Source organism: Marinicauda algicola (assembly GCF_017161425.1).
Lineage (GTDB): Bacteria > Pseudomonadota > Alphaproteobacteria > Caulobacterales > Maricaulaceae > Marinicauda > Marinicauda algicola.
This window is the reverse complement of record NZ_CP071057.1, coordinates 1,644,143-1,656,451: the sequence shown is the minus strand read 5'-3', so window position 1 is coordinate 1,656,451 and position 12,309 is coordinate 1,644,143. Positions and strand designations below refer to the sequence as shown.

The 12,309-nt window shown below is 68.2% G+C and carries 14 protein-coding genes; 5 read left to right on the top strand and 9 right to left on the bottom strand.

Annotated features, from left to right (window positions below):
• Positions 1–62: 62 nt before the first annotated feature.
• Positions 63–1,805 (top strand): cation:proton antiporter domain-containing protein, encoded by a 1,743-nt coding sequence (locus tag JW792_RS08390; protein WP_135996152.1) that lies wholly within the window; start codon positions 63–65, stop codon positions 1,803–1,805.
• 54 nt (positions 1,806–1,859) lie between these two features.
• Here JW792_RS08390 and JW792_RS08385 read toward each other — a convergent pair whose 3' ends face one another.
• Positions 1,860–3,083: an NADP-dependent isocitrate dehydrogenase gene (locus tag JW792_RS08385; protein WP_135996153.1), complete on the bottom strand. Its 1,224-nt coding sequence runs from the start codon at positions 3,081–3,083 to the stop codon at positions 1,860–1,862.
• A gap of 106 nt (positions 3,084–3,189) precedes the next feature.
• On the opposite strand from JW792_RS08385, the gene JW792_RS08380 reads away from it, so the two are divergent.
• The gene (locus JW792_RS08380) at positions 3,190–3,939 is read left to right on the top strand and encodes an RNA methyltransferase (RefSeq protein ID WP_135996154.1); all 750 of its coding nucleotides are present in this window, start codon (positions 3,190–3,192) and stop codon (positions 3,937–3,939) included.
• 34 nt (positions 3,940–3,973) lie between these two features.
• On the opposite strand, the gene JW792_RS08375 is transcribed toward JW792_RS08380, so the two are convergent.
• From JW792_RS08375 to JW792_RS08360, 4 genes are all read right to left on the bottom strand, one after another.
• Positions 3,974–4,903, bottom strand: a complete 930-nt coding sequence (locus JW792_RS08375; protein WP_135996155.1) for an alpha/beta hydrolase — start codon at positions 4,901–4,903, stop codon at positions 3,974–3,976.
• Between the two features lie 72 nt (positions 4,904–4,975).
• Positions 4,976–5,917, bottom strand: coding sequence for an alpha/beta hydrolase family protein (locus JW792_RS08370; protein ID WP_135996156.1), 942 nt, complete (start codon positions 5,915–5,917; stop codon positions 4,976–4,978).
• Between the two features lie 62 nt (positions 5,918–5,979).
• Positions 5,980–6,564: an HAAS signaling domain-containing protein gene (locus tag JW792_RS08365; protein ID WP_135996157.1), complete on the bottom strand. Its 585-nt coding sequence runs from the start codon at positions 6,562–6,564 to the stop codon at positions 5,980–5,982.
• Positions 6,561–6,917 (bottom strand): PadR family transcriptional regulator, encoded by a 357-nt coding sequence (locus JW792_RS08360; RefSeq protein WP_206340932.1) that lies wholly within the window; start codon positions 6,915–6,917, stop codon positions 6,561–6,563. The genes JW792_RS08365 and JW792_RS08360 overlap by 4 nt, the downstream gene beginning before the upstream one ends.
• Positions 6,918–7,225: 308 nt before the next feature.
• Here JW792_RS08360 and rpsD point away from each other — a divergent pair, with 308 nt between their 5' ends.
• Positions 7,226–7,843, top strand: coding sequence for a 30S ribosomal protein S4 (gene rpsD / locus JW792_RS08355; RefSeq protein ID WP_135996158.1), 618 nt, complete (start codon positions 7,226–7,228; stop codon positions 7,841–7,843).
• 134 nt (positions 7,844–7,977) lie between these two features.
• Entirely contained in the window at positions 7,978–8,352 is a 375-nt protein-coding gene (locus JW792_RS08350) for a hypothetical protein (protein ID WP_135996159.1), read from the top strand.
• Positions 8,353–8,431: 79 nt separating this feature from the next.
• Here the strand turns inward: JW792_RS08350 and grxD are convergent, their stop codons facing one another.
• Both grxD and JW792_RS08340 read right to left on the bottom strand, forming a co-directional pair.
• Positions 8,432–8,770, bottom strand: coding sequence for a Grx4 family monothiol glutaredoxin (gene grxD / locus JW792_RS08345; protein WP_135996160.1), 339 nt, complete (start codon positions 8,768–8,770; stop codon positions 8,432–8,434).
• 75 nt (positions 8,771–8,845) lie between these two features.
• The gene (locus JW792_RS08340) at positions 8,846–9,082 is read right to left on the bottom strand and encodes a BolA family protein (RefSeq protein ID WP_135996161.1); all 237 of its coding nucleotides are present in this window, start codon (positions 9,080–9,082) and stop codon (positions 8,846–8,848) included.
• A gap of 110 nt (positions 9,083–9,192) precedes the next feature.
• Here JW792_RS08340 and JW792_RS08335 point away from each other — a divergent pair, with 110 nt between their 5' ends.
• A complete protein-coding gene (locus JW792_RS08335) occupies positions 9,193–10,143 on the top strand; it encodes a M20/M25/M40 family metallo-hydrolase (RefSeq protein ID WP_135996162.1) in 951 nt (316 codons plus the stop codon).
• On the opposite strand, the gene purD is transcribed toward JW792_RS08335, so the two are convergent.
• Both purD and JW792_RS08325 read right to left on the bottom strand, forming a co-directional pair.
• Complete coding sequence (purD, locus tag JW792_RS08330; RefSeq protein WP_135996163.1) at positions 10,140–11,435, bottom strand: phosphoribosylamine--glycine ligase; 1,296 nt, start codon at positions 11,433–11,435, stop codon at positions 10,140–10,142. The two genes, JW792_RS08335 and purD, sit on opposite strands and share 4 nt — an antisense overlap.
• Positions 11,432–12,283, bottom strand: coding sequence for a class I SAM-dependent methyltransferase (locus JW792_RS08325; RefSeq protein ID WP_135996164.1), 852 nt, complete (start codon positions 12,281–12,283; stop codon positions 11,432–11,434). Before JW792_RS08325 ends, purD begins: the two co-directional genes overlap by 4 nt.
• Positions 12,284–12,309 lie beyond the last annotated feature (26 nt).

Genomic DNA, 12,309 nt, shown 5'->3' with positions numbered 1-12,309 from the left:
GCGGGAAACCGGCTAAACTCCGGCGCGGGAGCGCATGTCGCTCGGGCGCCGGGGGCTGACGCATGGAACACGCCGCAGGACAGGAAGTCTGGCTCAAGGACGCGATCGTCTTCCTGTTCGCGGCCGGCATCATCGTGCCGCTCCTGCGCCTGTGGAAGATGAGCGCGGTGCTCGGCTTCCTGCTCGCGGGCGTGGCGCTCGGGCCCTACGGGCTGGGCGCCGTCGCCGAGCGCTTTCACCTCTCCTGGCTGGAATTCCTCACGATCACCGAGCCGGAGACCGCTGCGCCGTTCGCCGAACTCGGCGTGCTGTTCCTGCTCTTCCTGCTCGGCCTCGAACTCTCCTTCAAGAAGCTCTGGCAATTGCGCCGCGCGGTGTTCGGCGCAGGCGGGCTGCAGGCGTTTTCGAGCGCGCTCCTGGCCGCGCTGGTGCTGTGGCTCGCGGGGATGACGGGCCCGGCGGCGCTGACGCTCGGGTTCGCGCTCGCCCTGTCATCGACCGCCATCGTCATGCAGGTCCTCGCCGAGGAACGCCGCGCGGCTCTGCCGGTCGGGCGCGTGGCGCTGGCCGTGCTGCTGTTCCAGGACATCCTGGTCGCGCCGATCCTGATTCTCGTCGGCTTTCTGGGCCGGGGCGGGGAGACCAGTCTCGCCGCCGCCCTCATCGAGGCGCTCGTCCAGGGCGCGGTCGCGATCGGCGTGATCGTGCTCGTCGGCCGGTTCGGGCTGGGTCGCATCTTCCGCCTTGCCGCGCAGGGCGGGCGGGACTTCCTGATGGCGCTGACCCTCCTGGTCGTCGTGGGCGCGGCGGTGCTGACCGCCGGGGCGGGGCTCTCGCTCGCGCTCGGCGCCTTCCTCGCCGGCCTGCTGCTGGGCGAGACCGAGTTCAAGCACCAGACCGAAGTCGATCTCGAACCGTTCAAGGGCCTCCTGCTCGGCCTGTTCTTCATGACGGTCGGCATGAGCCTCGATCTGCCCGCCGTGTGGCAGTATCTGCCCCTGATCGCCGGCAGCCTCGCCGTGATGCTGCTGGTCAAGGGCGTGCTGGCCTACACCGCCGTGCGCCTCTTTGCCGGCGGCCGGCGGGTGGCGGCCGAGGCCGCCTTCCTGCTCGCCCCGGCCGGCGAGTTCGCCTTCGTCATCGTCGCCGCGGCGAGCGCCGGCGCGATCCTGACGCCGGCTGCCGCCACCGTCGTCACGGCCATCGCTGCGCTCTCGATGCTCATCACGCCGCTTTCGGGCCGGATCGGGCGCCATGTCGCGGGCAGGCTGAAGGAGGAGGAGGCCGGTGCGCCGGGGGTTGCCGACCACTTCGAACTCGAGGGCCATGTCGTGATCGCCGGCTTCGGTCGGGTAGGCGAGGCCATTGCCCGCGTCCTTAAGGCCGAGGAGGCCGACATCGTCGCGCTCGACCGGCGCGCAGGCGTCGTTCAGCGCGGGCGCAAGGCGGGCTGGCAGGTCTATCTCGGCGACGCGTCGCGTCCGGAGATTCTCAAACGCGCCGGTGCGCAGGGCGCGTCGATGTTCGTGGTCACCGTCGACGATGCCGACAGCGCCGAGGCGATGGTGCGCGCCGTGCGGGCACTGCGCCGCGACGCTCTGGTGCTCGCACGCGCCCAGGATGCCGATCACGCACGCCGTCTCACCGCGGCCGGGGCGGACTTCGTCATCCCCGACGCCATCGAGGCCGGCCTTCAGCTCGCCGGCCGCGCACTGGAGGAATACGGCTTCGCCCCCGAAACCGTGCGCGACCGCATCGCCAGCGCGCGCGATGCGGAATACCGCCGCGCGAAGGAGGCGGAATAGAAAAAGGCCGGGCATTGCTGCCCGGCCTTTCCCGTTTCCTCGATGGCGTGACGCCTACACCATGTCCTTCATGCGCTCGGCGAAGCGCTCGGCGACCTTGTCCAGGAAGCCCTCGGTCGTGAGCCAGCCCTGCTCGTCGCCGACCAGGAGCGCGAGGTCCTTGGTCATGTAGCCGTTCTCCACCGTCTTCACGACGGTCGTCTCGAGCGCCTCGGCGAACTCGACGACCTTCTCGTTGCCGTCCATCTTGCCGCGGTATTTCAGGCCGCGCGTCCAGGCGAAGATCGAGGCGATGGAGTTGGTCGATGTCTTCTCCCCGCGCTGGTGCTGGCGGTAGTGGCGCGTCACCGTGCCGTGGGCGGCCTCCGCCTCGACCGTCCTGCCGTCCGGCGTCATCAGCACCGAGGTCATCAGGCCCAGCGAGCCGAAGCCTTGCGCAACCGTGTCGGACTGCACGTCGCCATCGTAGTTCTTGCAGGCCCAGACGAAGCCGCCCGACCACTTCATCGCCGCGGCGACCATGTCGTCGATCAGCCGGTGCTCGTAATCTATGCCCTTTTCCTCGAACCTGTCCTTGAACTCTTCCTCGTAGATCTCGGCGAACAGGTCCTTGAAGCGGCCGTCATAGGCCTTCAGGATCGTGTTCTTGGTCGACAGATAGACCGGCCAGCCCCGGTCGAGGCCGTAATTGAACGAGGCGCGCGCGAAATCGCGGATCGACTCGTCGATATTGTACATGCCCATGGCCACGCCCGGGCCCTTGAACTCGTACACCTCGTGGTGCTGCGGCGCGCCGCCGTCGGCCGGGGTGTAGGTCAGGGTCAGCTTGCCCGGCCCGGGCACCTTGAAATCGGTGGCGCGGTACTGGTCGCCGAAGGCGTGGCGGCCGATCACGATCGGCTTGGTCCAGCCCGGCACCAGGCGCGGGATGTTCTGGATGACGATCGGCTCGCGGAACACGACGCCGCCGAGGATGTTGCGGATCGTGCCGTTGGGCGAGCGCCACATCTTCTTCAGGTCGAATTCCTCGACGCGCTGCTCGTCCGGCGTGATGGTGGCGCACTTCACCCCGACGCCGTAATGCTTGATCGCCTCGGCGGCCTCGACCGTGATCCGATCCTCGGTCTCGTCGCGCTTCTGGATCGAAAGGTCGTAATATTTCAGGTCGATATCGAGATAGGGCTCGATCAGTTTTTCCTTGATCAGCGCCCAGATGATGCGGGTCATCTCGTCGCCGTCGAGTTCGACGACCGGATTGTCGACTTTGATCTTGGCCATGTGTTTTCTGCGCTTTCGGTCTTGAGGCGCGCGCCGGTGCGCGCGAAAGGGAGGATGCGTTCGGGCCGGTCTCTACCACCCGAACCCTGCAAGTGAAAGGGCAGCCATGAACAAGGGTTCCGACGCCCCTGTCTTCATCCTCGACCGGCCGCAGATGGGCGAGAATATCGGCGCAGCCGCGCGCGTGATGGGCAATTTCGGCCTGACACGTCTGCGCCTCGTCGCCCCGCGCGACGGCTGGCCGAACGAGACGGCGATCACCATGGCGGTCGGCTCGCCGGTCCTCGACACGCTCGAGATCTTCGACACGCTCGACGAGGCCGTCGCAGACCTCTCGGTCACCTACGCCACCACCGCGCGTCCGCGCGGGATGGTCAAGCCGGTACTCACCGGGCGCGAGGCGATGCGAGAGGCGCGGGGCCATCTCGGGGCCGGCGCCTCGGTCGGTATCCTGTTCGGCGGCGAGCGGGCGGGCCTTCCCAACGAGGCGATCGTGCGCTCGAACGCCATCCTGACCCTGCCCGTGGAGCCCGGCTTCGCCAGCCTCAACCTCGCCATGGCCGTCGGCGTCCTCGCCCACGAATGGCGCGCCGGCGACCCGGTCCCGGCCGAGTTCCGCCCGCTCGAAGACCGCGCGAGCCAGGAGGAGCTGACCCTCATGTACGAGCATTTCGAGACCGAGCTCGACCGCGCCGGATTCTTCTTCCCGCCGGAAAAGACCCCGCTGATGATCCAGAATCTCAGGAACATCTTCGCGCGCGGCGGGCTGACGAGCCAGGAGGTGCGAACCTTCCGCGGCGCCATCAAGGCGCTCACGATCGGCAGGGGCAGGCACCGGGTGGTGCGCGAGGACTAGCTGCGAACGCCCGCCACCCGGCCTGCGCAAGGGGCTATTGGCCCGCTCGCTCCAGGATCCAGGCCGCCGCGTCGGCGCGGATGCGGGCATCCAGCGTGAAGTCCTCGATGGCCTGCCAGCCCGTCATGCCCTCCGGCTGGGGCGTCATGAAGTGGTTCACGTTCGTATAGCGCCGGTGCCAGACGTCCGGGCTCCCGTCCGCGGCGATCAGGGCCGCGAGTTCCTCGCCCTGGGGCGGAGCGATGAGTTCGTCGGCCCCGCCCTCGATGACGAAGACCGGGGCATCGACCGCGGCGGCGAGGGCGGGCACGTCGACATCGAGATGGTCGCGCAGGACCGGGCTCTGCTCGAAGCGGGCGATGACGCCCTGGTACCAGGCATCCCTGGCCGCGGCCCTGTCGGCCTCGCTCATGTCCGCGGTGCGCTCGACATTGCCCGCGGCCTGGTCGCGCAGGAAGTCGCGCGGGCTCTTCGAGGGCGCACCCAGCAGGATGAGGCCGGTCAGATCTTCCCCGCGCGCCGACAGCGTCATCGCGATGACCGCGCCCTCGGAATGGCCGAGCACGAAGAGATCGGCTCCGCCAAGGCTCATGCGCGCGGCCCGGAGCACCGTCTCGGCATCGTCGACGAGATCGGACAGCGTGGCTTCGCGGTGGTCGCCGCCGGAGCCTCCCGTGCCGCGCTCGTCGAAGCGGATCACGGCGAGCCCGGCCTGGAGGAAGGTGTCGAGCCAGTCGCGATGGGGCGCATAGCGTCCCTCGAAATCGGCGAATTCGCGCGATTGCCGGCCGGACCCGGAGATCAGCATCACCGCGGCGGAAAAGCCGCGCTGCGGCGTCACGATCTCCCCGGCCATGATGTGGCCGTCGGGGGCGATCGCCTGGAATTCGGTGACGGCCTGGCCCTCGGCGCGCCCGAGCGCGGCGAAGAGGGCGACCAGGAATGCAAAGAAGGCGCGTTTCATGGCTACGTCTCCACGGAAGATGGGGAAAGGAAGGTCCGGCGGCGATCCTTGCTGCACCGCCGGGCCGCAAGGTCAGTCCAGGTCCGCGCGCTGCGCGGTCCAGGCGACCGCGTCCTCGACCAGGCGCGGATCGAGCCTGAAATCGGAGAGGCGGGCGTAGTCGGGCTCGCCGGGCGCGTGGACGAGCAGGTGATTGACGCCGTCATACAGCCGGTGAACGACCGCATCGTTCCCGCCCGCGCGCAGCAGGGCGGCCAGTTCGCTTCCCTGCGGCGGCGTGATCTGCCAGTCCTCGCCGCCCTCGATGACGAAGACCGGCGCCGTCACCGCTCCGGCGATGGCAGGCACGTCGAGATCGAGGAAATCGCGCAGGGACGGGCGGGTCTCGTCGTAGGCGACCTGCTCGCGATAATGGGCTTCGATGGCAGCCTCGCGCTCGCTCTCGCTCATCTGCGCCGTCACCGGCGCCTCGATGCGGGCCTGGTCGCGCAGGATCCGGCGCCCGCTGCGCGCCGGTGCGCCGGCCAGGAGGAGCCCGGCGAGGGTCTCGCCCTGTCCGTTCAGCATCATCGCGATGGCCGCACCTTCGGAATGACCGAGCACGAAGAGGCGTGCGCGATCGATGCCCGGGTTGGACGAGGCCGCCCGCAGCACGGTGCGCGCGTCGTCGACCAGGTCCTGAAGGCTCGCGGTGCGATGATCGCCGCCCGAACCGCCGGTATTGCGTTCGTCGAAGCGGATCACCGCGATCCCTGCCGCGTTGAAGGCCTGCGTCCAGTCGTGATGCGGCCGGTAGCGGGAGTCGAATGCGGCGAAGTCGCGCGACTGCCTGCCTGAGCCGCTGATCAGGAGGACGCCGGGCAAGGGGCCCGAGACACCGTCCGGCAGCACCACTTCCCCGGCCATGACGTGGCCGCCGGGGGCGATGGCACTGAATTCCTCGACGGTCTGGGCATGGACCGGGCACAGCGCGGCCGTCGCGGTGGCGAGCACCGCAGTCACAAGGCGTTTCATCTGAAGTCTCCAAGCGTTGTTTCGAAGGGGCTTTCCCGCCCCTTCGGGGAGGAGTCCGTCCGTTACCGGCCGCGGCTTGTCTCGCTGCGTGTCAGGAGGAGGCGGACGAAGATGCGGCCGAGAAAGGCGGCGAGCAGGATCGCCGCCAGCCCGGCCAGGAACAGCGAGGGCAGGAGCCAGGCACCGAGCACCTCGTCATAGCGTTCGCGGCTCTCGTCCCCGATGATGCCGAGGAAGAAGGCGTCGCTGACATTGGACACGAACAGCCCGGTATCCTCGGGATTGGTGAGCTCGCTGACCGCGATCGGCGCAAGCGCCGCCGCGAAGAGGAAGAGAAAGGCCGTCACGCCGAGTCCGATCGCGCCGACGAGGCGGCGCGAGCCCACGCGCAGGAGCGCGCCGAAGGTCGCCGCCGGTCCGCCGTCGGCGAGCGCGGCACTGAGCATGCGCTCGTCCAGGAAGCCGCGCGCATAGCGCTCGGCCGGGCTCAGCGCGGCAATCGCCGCGTCCTCGCCGATCTCCGCGGCACGCTCGACGAGATGGGAGCGCGTCTCTTCGAGGATTTCCCGGCGCTCCTCCTCGGGCAGCGAGGAGAGGGCGCGGGCGAGCCGTCTGAGATAGGCCTCGATGGCGGGCGTTGCGTTCACGATCTCGTCTCCACGATGCGGTCGAGGCTGGCGCGGAAGGCCGTCCAGGTCTCCACCATGGCTTCACGGGCCGCCTCGCCGTTGGCAGTCAGGCGGTAATACTTGCGCGGAACGCCCCCTTCGGGATTTTCCACCCAGCGCGCCTCGATCCGGCCCTCGCGCTGCAGACGGTTGAGAAGCGGGTAGATCGATCCCTCCGAGATCCCGAGGCCTTCGACCCCGCTGATCCGGTCGAGAATCTCGATCCCGTACTTCTCCCCGCCGGCGAGCACCGCCAGCACGGCGAGTTCGGCCGAGCCCTTTCGAAGTTGCGCTTTCCAGCTTTCGATATCCATGAGGAGGGTGTATCGCATGTTACCATGCAATGCAAGTTATATTGTTATGGCCGGTAGCGTGCTATGAAAGTCTATTAAGAATCAGGAAGTCGGCAGCTCCGCGGGTGCCCCACCGGGGCCGGTTGGGATACGAGTGATCGCCGGCATGTCGCCACCGCCCGCCGGAGTTGACTTCGCCTTCCCCTTCAAACATAACCCGCGCTTCCCTCGGGCAGCTCGAATGCTGCCGCCATATGTCCAACACCAACGGGCGACGCGTGAACCGCCGTTATCGATCGTGGCAGCGTTGAGGGCGCTCCACCGGGCCGCGTCGAAGAAGGAAGAACATGTCGAAGCGTCATTCGCAGAAGCACAAGATCGACCGCCGGATGGGCGAGAACATCTGGGGTCGTGCCAAGTCTCCGATCAATTCCCGTCCCTACGGCCCCGGCCAGCACGGCCAGCGCCGCGCCGGCAAGATGTCCGACTTCGGGCTTCAGCTGCGCGCCAAGCAGAAGCTGAAGGGCTATTACGGCAACATCACCGAGAAGCAGTTCCGCGCCGTCTATGACGAGGCCTCCCGCCGCAAGGGCAACACCGCGGAGAACCTCATCGGCCTGCTGGAAAGCCGCCTCGATGCCGTGGTCTACCGCGCCAAGTTCGTGCCGACCGTCTTCGCCGCGCGCCAGTTCGTCAATCACGGCCACGTCAAGGTGAACGGCAAGCGCGTCAACATCGCCTCCTACCGCGTCAAGCCGGGCGATGTCGTGGAAGTGCGCGAGAAGAGCCGCAACATGGCCCTCGTGCTCGAGGCCCTGCAGAGCGGCGAGCGCGACTTCCCCGACTATCTCGACGTCGATGCGAAGGCGATGACCGCCACCTTCACCCGCATCCCGGAATTCTCCGACGTTCCCTATCCGGTGCAGATGGAACCGGCCCTCGTGGTCGAATTCTACTCCTCGTAAGAACGAGGACATCCGCGAACATACGAGAGCCCGCCCCGGCGACCCGGTGGCGGGCTCTTTCGTTTTCGCCCCCTGTTCGGAGCGGACGGGTCGGGCTAGTCTGCGCTCGCTTCGGGAGGGGGAAGGAGACGGCAATGAGAGGGATGCGCCTGGTCTTGGCGGCGGCAACGAGCGGGCTTGCACTGGCGGCCTGCGGGTCCCCGCCCGAGCCACGGGAGGCTCCGGAACCCCTGGAACCGGTCCTGACCTGGTATGTCGAGGACGACGCACTCTTCGTGCGCGCGCAATCGGGCGGGTGTACGAACGAATCGAGCTTCGAGCCGCACGTCTATCTCACGCGGGACTGGATCGCGGAGATCGAGCTGGAGCGCGTCGAGGACGACGAGTGCGAGGCCTTCATGCCGAACGGCGTGCTGCTGCGCTGGACGCGCGAGCAGCTGGGCATCCCCGAAACGGCTGTGATCGAGCTGGAAAACCCGACGCGGGCACGGGCGCCGAGGGCGGGGTAGGGCATCGCCGCCGTCCCAACGCGAAACCCCGGCCGCGCGGGCCGGGGTTCCTGACCTTTCGTCCGGGATGTCGCGCGTCTCAGGCCGCGCTTTCCAGCACGCCCTTCTCCGAAAGATAGCTCTTCAGCTCGCCGGTCTCGAACATCTCCTTGACGATGTCGCAGCCGCCGACGAACTCGCCCTTGACGTAGAGCTGGGGAATGGTCGGCCAGTCTGAATAGACCTTGATCCCTTCGCGCACGGCGTTGTCCTCGAGCACGTTCACGGCGACGTAGTTGACGCCGAGATGGTCGAGCACGCGGCTCGTCACCGAGGAGAAGCCGCACTGGGGAAAGGTCGGCGTGCCCTTCATGAAGAGCACGACGTCATTGCTGGTGACGACCTCTTTGATCTCGTCGAGGACGGTCTGGTCGGTCATGGGAGGAAACCCTCGCGCCGGAGTGAATAGCTGAGCCTTGAGCTAGGGATTGCGGACGCCGCGGTCAAGCGGGCCTCACCCCGCCGGGGTTCGCGTCTCGAGCGCCAGCGCGTGCAGCTCGCCGCCCATGCGCCCGCCGAGCGCGGCATAGACCTTCTGGTGCTGCTTCACCCGCGGCATGCCGGCAAAGCTCGCCGAGGTGATCACCGCCTTGTAGTGATCGCCGTCTCCGGCCAGGTCGACGATCTCGACCTCGGCGTCGGGGATGGCGTCCTTGATGAGCTTGGCGATGTCGTCGGCGGCCATCGGCATGGCGGGCTCCAAATTGCGTTCGCACGGTACTATGTTGAGGCGTCATTATATGGAGCCGGATCGTGTTGCGACACCCGCGCTCTCAGTCTCCCGCGTCCGGAATCATCCCCATGCTTCGCAAATTCGCTCTGCCCGTCCTGCTCGTCCTCACCGCCGCCTGCGCGCGCGAGCCCGAGCTTGCGCAGCCGCTGGAAGACCTGCGCACGCTCGCAGCCGACGATATGGAGGGCCGCGAGGTGGGCACGCCGGGCAATGCCCGCGCCCGCGCCTACATCGTGGAGCGCTTTTCCGAGATCGGCCTGACGCCGGTCAACGGCAGCTTCGAGCACGCCTTCGACTTTAGCCGCCCGGTCGATTTTCGCGACCCGCAGGGCGAGCGGCGCACGCTCGCCGGCGTCAACGTGCTCGGGCTCGTGGAGGGCGAGGACCGCAGCAGGGTTATGGTCGTCAGCGCCCATTACGACCATGTCGGCTATGGCGAGGGCGAGATCTTCAACGGTGCGGACGACAATGCGTCGGGGGTCGCTGCGCTGCTGGCGATCGCCGAGCATTTCATGGCCCACCCGCCCGAACACGACGTGCTGTTCGCCGCCTTCGACGCGGAGGAGGGCGGGCTCAACGGGGCGCGCCATTTCGTGGCGAACCGGCCCGAGCTGCCCGGCGAGATCGCCTTCAACCTCAATCTCGACATGGTCGGCTACAGCCCGGACGGCGATCTCTACGCGGTCGGGACCTGGCACTATCCCGTCCTCGTCCCGCTCGTCGAGCATGTCGCGGACGGCGCGCCGGTGCGCCTGCTGACGGGCTATGACCGGCCGACCGACAACCCGCGCGACGACTGGACGCTCCTGTCCGACCACGCCCCCTTCCACATGGCCGGCATCCCCTTCCTCTATCTCGGCGTGGAGGACCACGAGCACTATCACCAGGTCAGCGACGAGTACGAGATCATCACGCGCGATTTCTTCCTCGGCGCGGTGGAGACCGCGGTGCGCATGGCCGAGGAGGTGGACGCGGATCTGGACGCGATCGCGGGTGCGGTGAGCGGGCCGGAAAACTAGCTTCGGCTCTCCAGGGCCCGCCAGGCGATGTCGCGCCGGCAGAAGCCCTGCGGCCAGTCGATCCGGTCGACCGCCTCGTAGGCCCGGTCGACGGCCTGTTGCAGCGTGTCGCCGGTCGCCGTGACATTCAGTACGCGCCCGCCGATATTGACGAACTCGCCGTTCGCATCGACCGCCGTGCCGGCATGGAAGACGGTCACGCCTTCGACCTCGCCGGCGGCCTTCACGCCCCTGATGACGGTGTTCTTCTTGTAGCTGCCCGGATAGCCCTTGCTTGCCATCACCACGGTCACGGCGGGCCGGGCCTCCACGGGAAGCGGCAGCAGGCGCAGGAAGTCCTTCTCCGGCATGCCCCCGGTGGCGCAGGCGAGCAGGGCCGGCACGATGTCGGCCTGCGTCTGGACCATCAGCACCTGGCATTCCGGATCGCCGAAGCGGGCGTTGAACTCGACCACTTTCGGCCCGTCGGCCGTGATCATCAGCCCGATATAGAGCACGCCGGAATAGGGCATGCCCTCGTCGCGCATGCCGGCCAGCATGGGCCGGGTGATGGTCTTGTCGACCTCGGCCATGAGGGCCGACGTCATCACCGGGGCCGGGCCGTAGGCGCCCATGCCGCCGGTGTTCGGGCCGGTATCGCCTTCGCCGGCGCGCTTGTGGTCCTGCACAGGGGGCAGGGCGAGCGCGTTCACACCGTCGGTCAGCACGAAGACGCTGGCTTCCTCGCCTTCCATGAACTCCTCGATCACGACCGCCGCCGAGGCCTCGCCGAAGCGGCCCGAGAGCATGTCGGCAAGCTCGGCTTCGGCCTCCTCGCGCGTGGCCGCGATCACCACGCCCTTGCCGGCGGCGAGGCCGTCGGCCTTCAGCACGAAGGGGGCCTCCAGAGTGTCGAGGAAGGCCTTCGCACGGTCGAGGTCGGTGAAGCGCCCGTAGCGCGCTGTCGGCACCCCGAACTTCGCCATCATGTCCTTGGCGAAGCCCTTGGAGGCTTCGAGCTGCGCGGCGTCCTTCGAGGGGCCGAACACGTCGAAGCCGCGCGCGCGCAGGATATCGGCGAGGCCGAGGGCGAGGGGGGCTTCCGGTCCGATCACGACGAGGTCGGGTTCGAGCTGCAGAGCGAGCTTTTCCAGGTTCTCGACATCGTCGGCCGCCACGTCGAAGCAGGGTCCGATAAGGTCCATCGCCACACTGCCCGGGGCCGACCAGACCGTGTCCACCAACGGACTCTGCGCGATCTTCCAGGCGAGCGCGTGCTCGCGGCCGCCCGATCCGATGATGAGGATGTTCATGGCTGCTCCGCTTCAGGCTTTTCCAGCACGAGCATGTCCTGGAATTCGCCGCTCCGGTGTGCCTGCGACCAGTGTCCACGCACGATGGGGGCGGCGTAGCGCAAACCGGCGTCCGCAATCCAGTCCTCGAATGCGCTTTGCTCGAAGGCGATGGCTCGCTCGGGCTCCCGGGGATCCGCCGCGAAGGCGGTCTTCGAGATGGGCCTCATCGCCAGGATCGTGTCCGGCCGGCCGAGCCGCTCGCGCGCTGCCTCGTCGGCGATGAAGGCGGTCAGGAAGAGCCGTCCGCCCGGCTTCAGGACGCGGCCGGCTTCCGCGAGATAATGCGCGGCGTCCTCGGGCAGGAGGTGACTGAAGAGCGAGATCGCAAGGGCGTGATCGATGCTCGCGTCCTCTGCCGGGAAGCGATAGGCCGAGCCGGCCTCGCCCCGGCTCGCATACTCGCGGCTGCGTACCGCAGCGTGGACGAAATCCAGGCGGGCTGCCCCGCGCACATGCCTGCGAGCCCAGGCGAGCGCCCGCCGCGATACGTCGAAGCCGGTATAGCGGCCTGTCCCGTCGAGATAGGCCGCGAGCGGGAGGGCGAGCCTGCCGGCCCCGCAGCCGATATCGAGCACGTGGTCGCAGGGTTTCAGGCCGGACGCCTCCCGGAACAGCGCGAAATAATGCCGTCCCACGGCATGGAAGTCCCCGCCGCCGACATTGTGCAACAGGCGCCAGGGCTGCGGCGGGCGGCCGGAATCGAGCCGGGCAGGCAGATCCTTGAGGTCGCTCGCCGCGTTCCACAGGAGATTGACGAGCGGACGAGGCAGGGTCGCGTGGACCAGCCGGGAAATCGTGCGCCGCATGGGAAGTCCTCGTCCGCCGTCGATCG